Here is a 15,815-nt window from a genome sequence, read left to right as displayed (position 1 = left end):
CTGACTTGCGCGAGGTGCGCTCCTGAAGGAGGGCAGCGTCGTGCCGACCCGGACGGTGATCGGCAGGACGCACGACGCTGCCACGCTGCCCTTTGTTCCTCAGTCCGTGGGGTGTCGCGGAAGACCCATGATCCTGGAGAGCACGGCGTCCATCGATCGGGTGGGCAGTAGGCGCTTCAAGGCGATGATCAAGCGGGCATCGGCACCGACGAGGTAGCGAGGCTGCGGCCGGCGCGCGGTGAGCGCTCGCTCGACAACGGCGGCGACTCGCTCAGGGTTACCCGATGCCGCCTCTACGGACCTGTTGAACTGGACGAGCGCATCCATGGCGCGTCCATATCGGCGCTCCGCGGACTCTCCCATGACCGCACGTTCTGCATTCATCATCGCCGTTGTGGTGGCCCGGTTATGCGAAGCGAAACTGCCGGGATTGACCATCACAACGGGTAGCTCCCAGGGCGCCAACTCCTGACGCAGCGCGTCTGCGATCGCCTGGACGGCGAACTTCGAGGCGCAATAAGCGCCCAACAGCGGGGTGGCGACGAAGCCGCTGGCCGAGCCGATCATGACAATTCGCCCCCGCCCCGCCCGGATCGCAGGCAGGAATGTCTGACTCACGGCGACAACCCCGACCAAGTTGGTCTCAAGTTGCTCTCGGAAGCGGTCAAGAGACAGGTGCTCCAGTGGGCCTGCGATGTTGATCCCAGCGTTGTTCACCACTCCGCCAAGCGGGCCCATGTTCTCGGCTACGGCGGCGAGCTGCGCGGAGTCGGTGACATCCAGTTCGACTGGCCTGATCCGTGGGTGGGACGGTATGTCCGCTACGCGACGCGCCCCGGCCACCACGTCGTGACCGTGCTCCGCGAGCCTGACAGCAATCGCGCTGCCGATGCCACTCGACGTGCCCGTCACGAGCACCCTCATGCCGCGTTCCTTGAACCGATGGTCCCCACGCCGGCCGTGCCCTTCTCGGTCCCGAGCACCAGGCAGCTGACAGGCTGGATCTTCTTCCCCGCCTGGCCGGTCACCAGCGGGGTGATGCTGGCGGCGACCAGGCCCGCGCCTGGAACGGTACGTACGGACCCGCTCAGACGGGCCTTGCCCACATCGCTTGCTTCCTTCATCGAGTGATCTCTCCTGGTTCGTGGCAGGTCCATGCAGAGGAACGGCGCCGCCGCGGCCACTCCCGTGGTTCCCGCGGTTCGGCGCCGGTCAAGGCTTGCCACCGAAAACAGGAACATCCAGGGCCTGCCGATCCCAGGCTGAGGTCAGGCGGACCGAACTGAGTCCGCCTTGAAACTGGGTCCAGGCAGGCGCTCCCGGACGGGGAGCGTCAGGTCGTGGCGACCGGACTGGGGGACCTTCGATTGCTGCCATGGCCGCGTCGAAACCACATGTTCGTTCCTGAAACGTTGTCGGTTCTCCTCCGCCCCGCCCAGGTATGGCGGCCTGACAGCCGCGCGGGGCTGTCAACCCGCGCGGTGGAATGTGCGCTGTGGACTGCCGGGCATGTCAGGTGCTCGATCAGCTTGCGCGCGAGGTTGATCGTGGCCTGCCGGCACAGGTTGTCAGGGCGGCCTGGTGCGGTTGAACTGGGCGCGCCGGCGCCGCTCGCGTGCAGACCCGTACGATGCCATTTTCAGTGCCGAGCGCTTGGGTGCACGACGACCCACAGATCACCGAATGCCCACGCGCAGTCGGTGGCGTTCTGCGATGTCTGGTCGGTTTGGTCGAGAGCATGCGCGCCGGCTGTCCTTGATCGTCACCTGCAGCAACTGTCAGCGCATCCACCGCACGCCCCCAGGCGCTGTCCCTTGTGGGCCTCGGCGCTACGGTCGAACGACTGACTCGATCCTCTTCCTGGGCACGCCCAGCAACCCGGACTACGAAGCCTGGCGCACGGTCACGTACTACGACGGTGCGACTACGACCGTGGTGCCGCCCAGGGGCGGGGTGCCGACCCAGACGATCCTTGACGCTCTCGGACGGACCAAGGAACTGCGGCAGTACGAACGACCGGCGACCTCGGGCACCAGGACACTCGATGCGATCCTGGACCTGGACTACGAGAGCGCCACCTACAGCTACGACAACGCCGGACGGCTCAAGGCTGTCCAGGACGCGGAAGAGAACGTCTGGTCCTACACCTACGACCGGCTCGGGCGGCAGACCACCGCGACCGACCCCGACGCCGGTGCCACCACGACCACCTACGACGCTGCAGGGCAGACCACCACCGTCACCACCGCAGCCGGCGAGACGCTCGCGTACACCTACGACGCGCTCGGGCGTCGCACGAGCATGCGCGACGACAGTGTCACCGGGCCGGTCCGTGGCCGCTGGTACTACGACGCCTACCACGCCCAAGCTGGGGCGAACGCGGGCAAGCCGCTCAAGGGACAGGCCACCGCCTCGGTGCGCGTCATCGACGGGAACGAGTACTGGACATGCCCGCGATGTACGCCGCTAAGGTCCAGCGTGAAGCGGTTGAGCCGCGCCTTCTCGTGCCCTGCAACGACCTTCGGGTGAGTCCGAACCGGTACGGCGCTCGCACGATCAGTGGCGCCCGCCGCGCGCCACGCGGACAGCGGCACCGTCGAGAGCCTTCAATGGGAGCCACCAGTCACATGAGGCGACCCACGTGCGACGGAACGTTCGCTGGACCGAGATACTGCCCGGAAGGGAGGCACCCGTCGGGCAGGTCCGTGCGTCCTTGATGCGCTGGCGCCTCCTGCGAGCCTTGGCCGCGTCGCCGAACACACCGAACGGCGTCACTCCTGATACTTAGGCGCTACCTTCCGCGGCCTCTGCGCCGCAACGTACGCGAGCGCCGGTGCGGGCGCCGCCCGCTGCCGCCATGCTGGCAGACCGCCCGTGGTCGGGGCCACGACACCGAACCAAGAGTGTCTGATCATGCTGGACTCCTCGGTGCCGACCGGCTGAGTGCGCGCGCCCATTGTGGAGCGGCCCTCGGTCCAAGGCCACGAGGTTCGGATCACGCCGAAGTGTCTCGTCGGGCCGGTTCTCGCTCGTGAGCGTTCACCGGTGTTCACCGTCTCGTCAGGTCCTTCGGGCACGATGCACCGACTGGGCGCGTCGAGGGAACGGGCCGGCAGAGGGGACGACGTGATCACCAGGTCAGGTCTGACGGGCTTCACTGTGGGCGTGGTTCTCCTGCTCTGCGCCACGGGCGTCATGCTGTGGCTGGGCGAGCCGCGCCTCGGTGACCTCACCGGGTGGCCCGTGCGGGTCGGGTCGCTCGGGCTGTGCGTGGTGCTGTGCGGGGGTTTCCTGGCCGAACGGTTGTGGCTCCAGGACCATCCCGAGCACTGGGGCGGGGTGTCGGCAACGAGCATCGTCGTGTTCGTCGGGCTGATCGCCAACCTCGGCTTCGCCGCGCTCTCGTTCGTGTCCGCTGACAGCCCCGCCTGGCACGCCGCGCCGCTCATCGTCTACGGAATCGGCGGAGTCCTCGTCGGCGGCCTCGGGGACTACCCGGCGGGTGACGACGACTTCCCCACCTGGTGGTTGCAGTGAGGCCTCGGGCTGCCTGCGACACCGTTCAGGGGCGAGGCCTGGACGGTTGTTCGTGACCGAGAATAGGAGCGTGGCCGGAGTCGGCGATCTGCAGTGCTATCCGCCCTGCTGCCTCGCGCACCCGTAGGCCCGTGAGCTCGTCGATCCGGTCCAGCCGCTTGCGCACGGTGTTCGGATGCAGGAACAGCGCCTCCGCCGTCCGGGCCACGGATCCGTCGGTAGCCACGAACGTGCGGGCCGTCGCCAGCAGACTGTCCGACCGGCGCTGGTCGTGCTCCATGATCGGCCGTAGTACATGGTCCAGGAACGGCGTGACCTGCTCGTGCGTCAACCGCCCCAGCAACCCGTCCAGCGTGGCCAGGTCCGCCGCGCCGGCGGACCGCCCACGCCGGGACGCGACGTCGAACGCGGCGACGGCCTCCGCGAGCACGCGGCGTACTTCCTGCCGGGGGGCGGGCCCGCCGCAACCGAGTACCAGTGCACCATCGACCGCTTCGACGAGGCCGCTGACGACGCTCGCGGGGCCGAGCACGATCGTCCGGTCCCTGACGTAGCCGACCCGGTGCGGCCCGGCTACCTCCGGCAGGCGCTCACGTGCCGCCCAGCATGCCGCTGCGAACTCGATGCCGGGCCGGTCGAGCTCGACGAACCGCTCGAACAGCACGAGCGGGTCCGCGAGCCCTCGTCGGACGGCGTCGAACAGGTGGCCGGCTTCCAGACGGTCCTGGGCGAGCACCCACAGCCGGGTCTGCTCCTGGGCGAGACGCTCGGTGAAGGTGAGGAAGGGGACTGTCCGGGGAACGCTCAGGACCGGCAGGCCCGCCGCGTTCGCACGGTGGACGAGGGCAGGTGGCGGCGCGGTGGTGACGACGTCGATGCCGTAGCCGATCGCCACCGCATCGGCCGCGACGAGAGAGTCGACGAAGCGCGCGCAGTCTGCCGGGGTGCGCAGCTCGAGGCCGGTGGTCAGCACGATCTCGCGGCCGCGCAGGAACGGCTCCGGGTCGATGAGCTCGGTCGCCTGCGCCCACCGGACGTGGCGATCCATGCCGACGGCGTTTCCGACGAGGTCGAGCGGGACGTCGGCCCACCCGAGCATGTCGCGGACCTGGACCTGGAGCGGTGCTGCCACCGACATGGCTGTGCTCACGCGTCTCACCGTAGGGACGCCCGATGTCCCTCGTGTTACGGCCAGGTGTGCGTCCTGACACCGGTCGGCGCAGCGCGGTGTGCGGCCGCCCACCGTTCCGCGCGAGATCTTGGCGCCGGCGTCGGCCACCCTTCTACTCGGTGCACGGGCAACCTCGCCCGGACACCCAGGAGAGGGCACCGCAATGACCGCCACAGAGCCACCACGGAACGACGTGGCCGCGCCACCGGGCGCTGTCGACCCCGACTACCCCCTCGAACGGGTCCCGGCCGGGAGCCGGCGCGGCCCCGCCGCCGTGGCGATCGTGATGGCGGGCTTCTGCTTCTTCACCCCGACGATGGTCACTGGCGGACAGGTCACCGCCGCCTTCGGCTTCTCCGCGTACCTCGCGGCCGCAGCTATCGCCTCGCTCGTGCTGGCCCTCTACGTCGCCACGCTCGGCCTGATCTCGGCACGCACCGGCCTGTCGACCGTCCTGACCGCCAGGCTCGTGCTCGGCAGGGCCGGCGGCAAGTGGGCCTCTGTCCTGCTCGGCGGCACGCAGGTCGGCTGGTACGGGATCACCATCGCGGTCCTCGGTGACCTCTTCGGCACCGCCTTGGGGTGGGAGACGACGTGGCCGGTGGTCGTCGCCGGCGGTGTCCTGATGGCCGTGACGGCCTACAAGGGATTCCGTGGGATCGAGCTGCTGTCCTGGGTCTCGGTGCCCTTGATGCTCGTGCTCTGCGTGTGGATCACGCTGCGCTCGTTCGAGGAGGCGGGCGGCTGGGCGTCGCTGCTCGCCGTCGAAGGCGACGGATCCCTCTCGGCGGCCACCGCGATGACGATGCTCATCGCCACCTTCATCTCCGGCGGAACCCAGGTGGGCAACTGGGCGCGGTTCTCGACGCCGAAGATCCGGACGTTCTGGCTCCTTCTCGTCGGTGTCGGCCTCATCCAGGGCGCGATGCTCTTCTTCGGCGGGGTGGGCACGGCGGCCTTCGGCATCGCGGACTTCGCGGAGCTCCTGCTCTCCATGGGCCTGATCGGCGTGGGCCTGTTCCTCGTCGTGGCCAACCTCTGGACCACCAACGACAACACGGCGTACGCCTATGGCGTAGCCGGGGCCGAGCTCTTCGACAAGGACGACAAACGGCCCTTCGTGATCGGCGGAACCGTCGTCGGCATCATCCTGGCCGTCAGCGGACTCGGCGACGCGATCGGCGGCTTCCTCACGCTGCTGGGCACGCTCGTCCCGCCGCTCGGCGGCGTCATGATCGGCACGTTCTTCCTCGTGTGGAAGGGGCGTGACCCGGGTACGGTCCTGGACGCCGCGCCACTGGTCGTCTGGCCCGGTGTCATCGCCTACCTGCTCGGTGTCGCCACCGCGTTCGGCACCAACGCCCTGGCGATCGGTATCCCTCCGCTGCAGGGCATCCTGGTCGCCGCGGTCGCGGCCCCCGTGTGCTCCGCGGCGGCGCGCGTCGTCACCGACCGGGCGGAGACCCAGTGAACGCCACCGTCATCAAGGCTGCCACCGTCATCACCATGGATGCCGCGACCGGGAGCAGCCCGGTCGTCCGGTCGATCCGGATCGAGGACGGCGCCATCACCCAGGTCGCGCCAGATGTCGACGTGCGCGACGGCGACGAGGTGATCGACGGCACCGACCGTCTCGTCGTGCCGGGCTTCGTCAACGCGCACACCCACTCGTGGGAGTACCTCTACAAAGGCCGGTACGACAACCTGCCGCTCGAGCTGTGGATGCTGTACTCCTACCCGATCCTGGGCGGCAGACCGCTCAGCCCCGAGCTCGTCGGTCTGCGTAGTCGGCTGTTCGCCATGGAGTCGCTCAAGAACGGGGTGACCACCCTCGTCGACGACGTGCTGGAGACACCGACGCAGGACCGGGCGCAGCTCGCCGCGGTGTTCGACGCCTACGACGAGGTCGGGATCCGCGCAAACATCTCGGGGCATGTCATCAACCGGCCCTTCGTCGACACGCTCCCGTTCGCGTCCGACCTGTTGCCCGCGGACCTGGTCGCCCAGGTGCGCGCCCAGCCCGTGCTGACCGCGCAGGAGTACCTCGACTACTCCCGTGCCGCGATCCGGGACCAGCACGGCCGCGGGGGCGGGCGGCTCCGGTACATGCTGGCGCCGTCCGGTCCGCAGCGGTGTACCGACGACCTGCTCGCCGGCGCCACGGTGCTGGGCCTGGAGCACGGCCTCGAGGTGCACATCCATGTGCTCGAGACCCGGGTGCAGGCCGTCACGGGTCAGGACCTGTACGGCACCACCCTCGTGCAGCACCTCGCCGACATAGGTGCCCTGTCGTCCGGTACCACGTTCGCCCATGGGATCTGGGTCACCGACCACGACATCGAGCTGATGGCGTCCGCCGGGGTCAGCGTCTCCCACAACCCGATCTCGAACCTGAAGCTCGGTTCCGGGCTGGCCCCGTGGCGCCGGTATCACGCCGCCGGCGTGCCCGTGGGCCTCGGCTCGGACGGGTGCTCGTCGTCGGACACCCCCCGGCTGCACGAGGTGGTCAAGATGGCGGCGCTCCTGCACAAGGCCGGGGGGCCGGACCACACGACCTGGTCAACCGTGGACGAAGCCCTGCGTGCCGCGACGATCGGGGGCGCCCGGACGGCATCGCTGCACGAGGTGACCGGATCGATCGAGGTCGGCAAGCGGGCCGACCTCAACGTCTACGACCTGGGCACGCTCGCGTTCACACCGCGCTCCCGGGTCGACAACCAGCTCGTCTACTCCGAGAACGGGTCATCTCTGGAGTACGTCCTGGTCGACGGCCGGATCGTCGTCGACCACGGTCGGCTGACCACGGTCGACGAGCAGGCCGCCATCGCCGAGCTCCGCGAGCGGATGCCGGCGGTCGCCCAGTGGCAGGACAAGCTGGACCTGCTCAACGACGGGTTCGCCGGCGTGTTCGACGAGGTGCACCGGCGGTGCGCGGCCGTGGACGTGGGGGTCGAACGCTGGACGGCCCAGGAGCGGGGGAGGGTGGCTCTCCGCCTGGGCTGAGCCGCGCCAGGAGAGCGTCGGGGACTGCTGCACGGACAGGTGACAGGGCGCCCCGACCCATCCTGATGGACCACCGCTCCGAACCCTCTGGGACATGCTCAGGCGGCAGCTTGCCGCCGGCCCCAAGGAGGATCGGTCATGCGTACGTCAAATATCGCGCTCTCCGTTGCCACGGCGGCCCTGGTGGGCCCGCCGTCGGTAGCCGCGCCGGCCGGCGCGGCAGAGATCGACGAGCTCACGCTCAGCTCATGACACAGGCAACCGAGAGCCCCGCGGCTCCTTCGGCCGAACGCTCTCCGGGCGGCGTGGGCTGGGCCGCCCTCGCAGGCGTGCTTGCCGGTGGCGCCGGGCTGGCCGTCGCGGAGCTCGTCGCCGCGGTCGTCGCACCCGGTGCCAGCACGCTGTTCGCAGGCGGCGCCGCCGTCGTCGACGCTGTGCCCCCATGGCTCAAGGACCTTGCCGTGGAGTGGTTCGGCACCAACGACAAGGCCGTGCTGCTCGCCTCGATGGGCCTGGTGCTGGCCCTGGGGGCGGCGCTCGCGGGCTGGCTGGAGCTGCGCCGCCCGCCGGTGGGCGCGGTGCTGATGGGCGTCGTCGGCGTCGTCGGGGTCGTGGTCGCGGTGCTGCGCCCGAGCGCGACGCCGCTGTGGGCACTGCCCAGCGCCATCGGGCTGGGTGCCGCGGTGCTCCTGCTGCGTGCCGCCGTGGCGCGGCTACGGCCTGCGCCGGGAGGAGGTAGCGGGGCCTCGGCGGGCGAGACTCCGGGCGGCGCCATGAACCGGCGTGGCTTCCTGACCGTGTCGGGCATCACCGTCGGTGTCGCGGTGCTCGCGCTGGCCGGCTCGCGGGTGCTGTCGATGGGCTCCACGGCGATCAGCGCCGTGCGGGAGAGGCTCCGCCTGCCCGCTGCGCGTACGCCGGCGCCGCCGGTGCCCGCCGGGGCCGACCTCAAGCTCGACGACCTGGCGCCGTACGTCACCCCGAACGCGGACTTCTACCGCATCGACACCGCGCTGATCGTGCCGCAGGTCAACCCGCAGGACTGGTCGCTGGAGGTGCATGGTCTGGTCGACGAGCCGTTCACGCTCACCTGGGACGAGCTCATGGAGCTGCCGATGGAGGAGCACTACGTCACTCTCTCGTGCGTCAGCAATGCCGTGGGCGGGGACCTGGTCGGCAACGCCCTCTGGCTCGGCTACCCGATCCGCGCGCTCCTGGAGCGGGCCAGGCCTCAGGCCGGCGCCGACATGGTGCTCTCCCGCAGCGACGACGGGTTCAGTGCCGGCACGCCGCTGGACGTGCTCCAGGACCCGGACCGCGAGTGCCTGCTCGCGATCGGCATGAACGGCGAGCCGCTGCCCGAGGAGCACGGCTTTCCCGCGCGGCTGGTGGTGCCCGGGCTGTACGGGTACGTCTCGGCCACCAAGTGGGTGACGTCGCTGGAGGTGACCACCTTCGAGGCCGACGAGGGCTACTGGACCCCGCGCGGCTGGTCCGCACGGGGGCCGATCAAGATCGCGTCGCGCATCGACGTGCCGCGCCTGTCCGCGCCTGTGCCTGCGGGGGCCGTGACCGTGGCCGGCGTGGCCTGGGCGCAGCACACCGGCATCAGCACGGTGGAGGTCCGTGCCGAGGGCGGCGACTGGGTCACCGCCGAGCTCGCCGAGACGGTGGGCCCCGACACGTGGCGTCAGTGGCACGTGTCGATCGATCTGGACGCCGGTTACCACTCCCTGACGGTGCGCGCCACGGACTCGGACGGCCAGGTCCAGACCGAGACCAAGGCGCCGCCCGCTCCCGACGGCGCGTCGGGCTGGCAGACCGTCTCGATCACCGTGGACTGACCCGAGGGGCGTGAATCGGCCCGACCACCACCATGCCGGACAGGAAGGTCGAGATCACACCATCAACAGGGGGACTACTCCATGAACGGGTGACGGCGGACGCGCGGGGCCGAGTCTGGTCGACGGCTGACGCGCCGTACGGGCCCGCCCAGGCCGGATGCCGGTGACAGCGCCCCTCAGCACAATGGGCTGCATGCCCCAGCCAGCCCGTCGAAGCCTGTACGCGTCGGTGCGCCGAGCCCTGCACACCGATCCCTCCGAGGCCCCGGACACCGAGGTCCACCCCGCCGTCGACGACACGAGGGTGATCCGGGCCCTGGACCTGGCGATGCGGATCGGCGAGTCGATGTTCGCGGTCGGGGCGTCCGCGCACGAGGTGACGCTCGCCATCACGCGCGTCGCCGGCGCGTACGGGCTCCAGGGCGTGCACGTGGACGTCACCTACACGTCGATCACGCTCTCGTACCAGCCCAGCGGTGACGGCTGGCCGCACACCCTGCTGCGGGTGGTGCGCGTGGCGGCGCCCGACCACACCAAGCTGCAGCGCATGCAGGCGCTCCTGGTCGCCGTCGACGACGGGATGGACCTCGACGAGGCCCGGACCGCCTTCCGGGCCATCCGGCGGGTGCCGTTCCGGTACCGGCAGCCGGTCGTCGTGGTGGCCCGGGCGCTGCTCGCCGTGGGCGCGAGCCTCCTGTCCGGCGGATCGGCGGTGCTGGTGGGGCTCACGTTCGTCGCGGCGCTCGCGGCCGCGGCGACCCAGTCCGGTCTGGCCCGGCTGCGCGTGCCGTCCTTCTTCAGCCAGATCGCGGGCGCCTTCGTCACCACGGTGGTGGCGGTGGTCGTGTCCGCTCTCGCCGCCGCGGACGTCGAGCCCTTCGCCGGGGTGCAGCCCGCCATCATCGTGGCGTCCGGGATCGTGCTGATGCTGTCCGGGCTCACCGTGGTGGGTGCGGCCCAGGACGCGATCGACGGGTTCGCGCTCACCGCGGCGGGCCGCATCCTCGATCTCACGCTGCAGACGCTCGGCCTGGTGGTGGGCATCCTCGCCGGGCTGGAGCTCGGCAGCGTGCTCGGGTTCCGGATGACCCTGCCGGACGGCCCGCCACCGCTCGGCCCGCTGCCGGACCAGGTGGCCGGAGCGGTCATCATCGCGGTCGCGGTGGCGCTGTTCAACGGCGCGGGAGCACGCATCGTCGCGGTCAGCGCCGTGCTCGGCACGGTCACGGCACTCAGCCACGCGATGGTGCTGACGTCCGACCTGCACGAGGCCGCCGCGAGCGGCATCGCGGCGGCGCTCGCCAGCTTCGTGGGCGTCTTCATCGCCCACAACCTGCACGTCCCGTCCGTCGCGGTGACGACGGCGGCCATCGTGCCGCTGGTACCCGGCGGTGCGGTCTTCTACGGGCTGCTCGGCATGGTGCACGCCGACCCGGCGTCGACGGCCGGAGGCGGGGCCGCTTCCCTCGTGCTCGCGGCGTCCGTCGGTATCGGGCTGGCGGCGGGTGCGTCGCTGGGCATCTATCTCGGCACACCCGTGCGCGCCACCCTGGCCGGCGTCGCGCGCTCCCGCGCCCGCGTCCGGCGCTGACGGCTCACCGTCCGTCCGCCGGGAACTGTCTGTCCGCCGGGCCGGGAGCGCGTCAGAACAGTCGCAGCAGCCCGGTGCTCGTCGCCCACAGCGCCGCGGACGCCGCCCCCACTACCAGCATCGAGACCACGTAGAACCAGATCCGCATGCGGTGCCCGGCCACCCGCAGCAGGACGGCGACGCCGAACGCCGCGACGGCCAGCGCAGGCGCCGAGAGGTACGGGGTGTCCGCCGTCTGCTGCACGACCAGCACGTAGACGGCCGCGAGGAGGAGCAGCCGCGGGACCCAGCGCAGCAGGGCGCCGAGCAGGCGCACCGGCCATGGCCTGCGACGGGGCGCGGCCGCGGCCTGCGGCGGTCCGCCCGGCCGGCCGGCGGTCTGCGGCCGCTGGGCGACGGGCGCCGCGGCCGGCTGGGCCCCTCGCCGCGGGGAGGCCTGCGCCCGGCCCTGAGCCGGCTGCGGTGCAGCCTGGGCTCGGCCCTGCGCCGGCTGCGGGCTGCGCGGCGGACGCGGACCGGAGCTCTCTGGTGGCAGCACCGTGGGCTGGACGACGGCGGGCCGTACCGACGGCGGCTGCCCACCGCGCTGCTGGACGGCGGGCATCGGCCGCGTGGCGCGCGTCGTCGACCGGGGCGGCTGCGGGGCGGGGCCGAGATGCTTGACCGGGCTCTTGCGCGGCTCGTACGACTTCGGCCGGGGCGCCTGCTCGCGGACCACCTGGGTCGCCGCGGCGGGCGGGACGGGCTGGCTGCGGACGGGCGCACGCCGGCTCGCCGGCTCGGGCTGGGGGCTGCGGAACGCGCGCCAGCCGCGGAGCGTGTCCGAGTGGCCGTCGGCGGGTGACGTCACCTGCCAGCGCATCGCCTGCCAGATCCAGTCCTTGATCTCGGCCGGGGTGCGGCCGCCGGCGACCTCCGCGCCGATCTCCGCGATGTGGTCGGCGACCACCTGCTCGGCGGCGCCGTCGAACCCGTCGGCGTGCACCTCCGTCAGGACGCTCATGAGCGCACGGTCGTAGACCAGGGCGTGCCAGGGTTCCGGGGTGCGGGCGGTGGACACGGGGCCCGGTGCCGCCTCGTCGGGACCCGGCGGGAACATGCGGGTGTGACCCCGGCCGTGCAGCACGTCGGTCGCCGGGAGCGCGGCGACCTCGGCGGCCGTGACGCCGTCGCTGACGAGCTGCGAGGTGAGCAGCAGCGTCGGGTCGGGCGTCGAGTGCGCCAGGCGCGCGCGGACCACGCTCGCGATGTTCTCCAGCGGAGGCCGGTGGTTCGGCTGGTAGCGGGTCATCGCCAGCACCAGGGACTGCAGGTGCCGGTCGATGACGGGCGGCCCGTCGGGGGCGTCCGCGTGCTCGTCCGGGTCCACGAGGTCGGTGGCCACCAGGTCCCGGCCCATGAAGTTCAGGTCCAGCGGCAGCGCGCCCGTGCTCGCGTACACGAGCAGCAGGCCCAGGCTGTACACGTCCGAGCGCGGGTGCACCCGGCGTCCGAACAGCTCCGGGGCCATGTACGCCATGGTCCCGGCGGGCTGCGTGGAGGTCGCGGCGTCGAAGACCTTGGCGATACCGAGGTCGATGAGCACCGCGCGCTCGCCGTCGACCATGATGTTTGCCGGCTTCAGGTCGCGGTGCAGGCAGCGCTGCTCCTGGAGCACGAGCAGCGCGTCGACGACCTGCCGGGCCAGGCGCAGCGCCTCGGGCCCGGACAGCGGACCGTCCTCGCGCACCCGGTCGCGCAGTGTTCTGCCGGGCACGAGCTCCATCGCGAACCACGGCTGCGTGGCGTCCAGCCCGGACTCCACGAAGTGCGGGAAGCCACGGCCGTCCAGGCGCTCCAGGAGCTCCGCCTCCTGGACGAACCGCTCGCGGGCGTCGTCGTGCAGGCCGGTCAGGACCTTGAGGGCGACCTCCGCGCCGTCGTCGGCCTGCGCGCGGTACACGTGCGCGAACCCGCCGTGGCCCAGGGCCTCGCCGAGCGTGAACCGGCCCAGGCGCTCGCCGCTGGCGGGGATGCGGCGGACGGGACGCACGGGGAGCCCCGCGGGCCGGGGTGCCAGCGGCGGGGCGGCGGCAGCCTCCGGTCCGACGGCGGGCGCGTGCGGCGCGGGAGCCCGGTCGGCGTTCGGCCGGGTGGGGGCGGCCGCCTCGGGATCGAACTCGGCCTCCGGATCGATCTCCACGCTCGGTTCGATCTCCACGCCCGGTTCGATCTCCACGCCCGGTTCGATCTCCACGTCCGGATCGGGCTCAGCGTCGGACTTGGCGTCGGGCCTGGCCTCGGGCTTGGAATCGGGCTCGGCTTCGGCGTGCTCCGAGGCGGGCGCGTCCTGGGTGCCGGCGGGAGCGTGCTCGTCCGCGGCCGGCTCCGGGTTGCCTGTGCGGTCGGCCGGCTTCGGGGCGCTCGCGGCCTCGTCCGCCGGGTGCTCGGCGTCCGCCTCGGGGGCGGCGGCCACGGGTTCGTCGGCGGACCCGGCGTCGTCCCTGGCGCCACCCCAGGCGTCGTGATCGGGTCCGGAGCCGTCCGCCGACTGGTCCGCGTCCGGCGGCACGGGCACCGGCAGGGCCGCCGGTGGCGCGGGCACCGGCGGCACGGTGGCGGACGGCGTTGTCGCCGGTGCCACGGTGGCTGGCGGCGCGGGGACCGGAAGGGTGGTGGCTGGTGGCGCAGGGACCGGCGCGACGGCCGGTTCGGCTGACGGGACGGGACCGGGGCCGACGGCCGCCTGCGCGGCCTCGCCGACGGGTGACGTCATACCGGGCAACCTACCAGCGCACAGGCCCGGACCCGAGGAAAGTCCGCCCTGTCGACGGCAGGAGTTCCGGTCGGTCTGTCCGTCCTGCGAAACACGCCGCCGGGCCCGGCGTCCTGCCGGGGACCACGCGGCCGGCCGCCCCTGAGAGGGCCGCTGACCCGATGGCTCAGGTGAGGTCGATCGTGACCGGCTCGAAGGCGGTGCCCACCGGGTAGTTGCCGCCCCACAGCTTCGCGCCGTCCTCGGTGAGCTCGACCCGCGACCAGGTGAGGCGGGTGCCGTCGGCCGTGCGCTCGGGGGCGCCGGCCAGGCGGAACGCGACGGTGCGCACGTCCGACTCGCGGTCCCGGATCGACATGGTCCAGTCGGGGCCGCCGTCGGCGGGGGAGACGACCTCGATGTCGGCGACCTCACCGACGAACGAGCCGAAGTGCCCGATGAAGACGACGGACCCCGTGAACGCGAACGACGACGCGTCGGCGGACGGCTCGGCCGTGCGCTCCGGGTCGAGCGGGAAGTGGAACGAGGCGCCGGTGCCGCCCACGGCGTCGTCCTGCACGATGCGGCCGCCGGGCGCCCCCATCACGTACATCAGCAGGCTTGCCTTGATCTCCCAGTCCAGATGAGCCACCCGAGAACGGTACCCCCGAAGGGCGATTGGTACCGCTTTGCACCCGGCGCGCGGACGGGCGGCGGGGCCGGGCCACGTCGCCGCGCGTTCACGCGGGCGTCGTCCGCGGGACGGCGCGGCGCCACGCCGTCGTCACAGGGCCGCTCCAGGCTCGGGGCATGAGAACCGCCCGTCGCGGCCCCGCCGCCCGCACCGCAGCACTCGCCATGACCGTCGTCCTGACCGTCGCCGCGACCCTCGCGCTTAGCATCGCTCCGGCGTCCGCCGCCGGGCCCGCGAGCGCGGCCGACGCCTCCGGCGCCCACCACCCGCGCGCCTTCGACCTCCAGGCGCACCGCGGTGGTATCGCGCTGACGGTGGAGAACACGCTGCCCGCCTTCGACCGGGCGCTCGCGCTGGGCGTCAGCACGCTCGAGCTGGACGTGCAGATCACGCGCGACGGGTACGCCGTCGTCACGCACGACCGCGACCCCAGCCCGGCCAAGTGCGTGGACACCGCCCCCGCGTTCCCCGGCGACCCGCAGTTCCCGTACGTCCCCGAGCGCACGTACATCAAGGACCTCACGCTCGCGCAGGTCCGCACGATCGACTGCGGCTCGCTGCGCCAGCCGCAGTTCCCCGGGCAGGAGCTGCACCCCGGCGAGCGCATGCCGCTGCTGTCCGAGGTGCTCGACCTCGTGAACCGCCACCGCGCCCACCAGGTAACGCTCAACATCGAGACCAAGGTCGAGGCGGGCGCCCCCGAGCAGACGGCGCCGCGCGAGCAGTTCGTGCAGGTCGTCGCCCGCGAGGTGCGCGCGGCCCGCCTGGTCGACCAGGTCACGATCCAGAGCTTCGACTGGGGCTCGCTGATGCGCATGAGCGAGGTCGAGCCCCGCTTCGGCCTGGTGGCGCTGACCAACGGCCAGCAGTTCCTCCAGGTCGGGGCCGACGGCGCCTCCCCGTGGCTCGGCGGCCTCGACATCGACGACTTCCCCGGGTCGATCCAGGAGAAGTTCGTCGCGGCCGCCGCCTCGTTCGGGGCCGACGCCGTCTCGCCCGTGCACGGCGACCCGCAGGGCGGCGGCGTGGCCGACCCCGGCTACGTGCCCTTCACGACGCCGGAGCTCGTCCGTGCCGCCCACCGGCGGGGCATGGCCGTGATCCCGTGGACCGTCGACGACCGGGCCACGATCGAGTCCCTCATGGACATCGGCGTGGACGGCATCATCACCGACCGCCCGGACCTGCTGCGCACCATCATGGCGGAGCGTCACCTGAAGCTCCCCAAGCGCTACTGACGC

12 protein-coding genes are annotated in these 15,815 nt (G+C 72.1%); 7 read left to right on the top strand and 5 right to left on the bottom strand.

The window, feature by feature from the left end; translation table 11 throughout:
- Window positions 1–99: 99 nt before the first annotated feature.
- Window positions 100–924: an SDR family oxidoreductase gene (locus ACO229_RS10225; protein ID WP_423464813.1), complete on the bottom strand. Its 825-nt coding sequence runs from the start codon at window positions 922–924 to the stop codon at window positions 100–102.
- On the bottom strand, window positions 921–1,241 hold the full coding sequence (locus ACO229_RS10220) for a hypothetical protein (RefSeq protein WP_423464812.1): 321 nt from the start codon (window positions 1,239–1,241) through the stop codon (window positions 921–923). The genes ACO229_RS10225 and ACO229_RS10220 overlap by 4 nt, the downstream gene beginning before the upstream one ends.
- Window positions 1,242–1,953: 712 nt before the next feature.
- Here ACO229_RS10220 and ACO229_RS10215 point away from each other — a divergent pair.
- Window positions 1,954–2,529, top strand: a complete 576-nt coding sequence (locus tag ACO229_RS10215) for a hypothetical protein (RefSeq protein WP_423464811.1) — start codon at window positions 1,954–1,956, stop codon at window positions 2,527–2,529.
- 636 nt (window positions 2,530–3,165) lie between these two features.
- Window positions 3,166–3,537 (top strand): hypothetical protein, encoded by a 372-nt coding sequence (locus tag ACO229_RS10210; RefSeq protein ID WP_423464810.1) that lies wholly within the window; start codon window positions 3,166–3,168, stop codon window positions 3,535–3,537.
- A gap of 25 nt (window positions 3,538–3,562) precedes the next feature.
- Here the strand turns inward: ACO229_RS10210 and ACO229_RS10205 are convergent, their stop codons facing one another.
- The gene (locus ACO229_RS10205; protein ID WP_423464808.1) at window positions 3,563–4,687 is read right to left on the bottom strand and encodes a PucR family transcriptional regulator; all 1,125 of its coding nucleotides are present in this window, start codon (window positions 4,685–4,687) and stop codon (window positions 3,563–3,565) included.
- A gap of 184 nt (window positions 4,688–4,871) precedes the next feature.
- On the opposite strand from ACO229_RS10205, the gene ACO229_RS10200 reads away from it, so the two are divergent.
- The 4 genes from ACO229_RS10200 (at window position 4,872) to ACO229_RS10185 (ending at window position 11,146) form a co-directional block, all read left to right on the top strand.
- Window positions 4,872–6,179 (top strand): cytosine permease, encoded by a 1,308-nt coding sequence (locus tag ACO229_RS10200; protein WP_423464807.1) that lies wholly within the window; start codon window positions 4,872–4,874, stop codon window positions 6,177–6,179.
- Entirely contained in the window at window positions 6,176–7,711 is a 1,536-nt protein-coding gene (locus tag ACO229_RS10195) for an amidohydrolase family protein (RefSeq protein ID WP_423464806.1), read from the top strand. The genes ACO229_RS10200 and ACO229_RS10195 overlap by 4 nt, the downstream gene beginning before the upstream one ends.
- Window positions 7,712–7,959: 248 nt before the next feature.
- Window positions 7,960–9,555: a molybdopterin-dependent oxidoreductase gene (locus ACO229_RS10190; protein WP_423464804.1), complete on the top strand. Its 1,596-nt coding sequence runs from the start codon at window positions 7,960–7,962 to the stop codon at window positions 9,553–9,555.
- A gap of 193 nt (window positions 9,556–9,748) precedes the next feature.
- Window positions 9,749–11,146 (top strand): threonine/serine ThrE exporter family protein, encoded by a 1,398-nt coding sequence (locus ACO229_RS10185; protein ID WP_423464803.1) that lies wholly within the window; start codon window positions 9,749–9,751, stop codon window positions 11,144–11,146.
- A 52-nt stretch (window positions 11,147–11,198) separates the two neighbouring features.
- Here the strand turns inward: ACO229_RS10185 and ACO229_RS10180 are convergent, their stop codons facing one another.
- Together ACO229_RS10180 and ACO229_RS10175 are read right to left on the bottom strand one after the other, a co-directional pair.
- A complete protein-coding gene (locus tag ACO229_RS10180; RefSeq protein ID WP_423464801.1) occupies window positions 11,199–13,730 on the bottom strand; it encodes a protein kinase domain-containing protein in 2,532 nt (843 codons plus the stop codon).
- 337 nt (window positions 13,731–14,067) lie between these two features.
- Window positions 14,068–14,532, bottom strand: coding sequence for an HtaA domain-containing protein (locus tag ACO229_RS10175; protein ID WP_423464800.1), 465 nt, complete (start codon window positions 14,530–14,532; stop codon window positions 14,068–14,070).
- 158 nt (window positions 14,533–14,690) lie between these two features.
- Between ACO229_RS10175 and ACO229_RS10170 the strand changes: the two genes are divergently transcribed.
- Window positions 14,691–15,812, top strand: a complete 1,122-nt coding sequence (locus ACO229_RS10170) for a glycerophosphodiester phosphodiesterase family protein (RefSeq protein ID WP_423464799.1) — start codon at window positions 14,691–14,693, stop codon at window positions 15,810–15,812.
- Window positions 15,813–15,815: the final 3 nt, after the last annotated feature.

It is taken from the genome of Promicromonospora sp. MS192, from assembly GCF_049532985.1.
In the GTDB taxonomy this organism is placed as follows: Bacteria; Actinomycetota; Actinomycetes; order Actinomycetales; family Cellulomonadaceae; genus Promicromonospora.
This window is presented reverse-complemented; position numbering and strand designations above follow the sequence as displayed.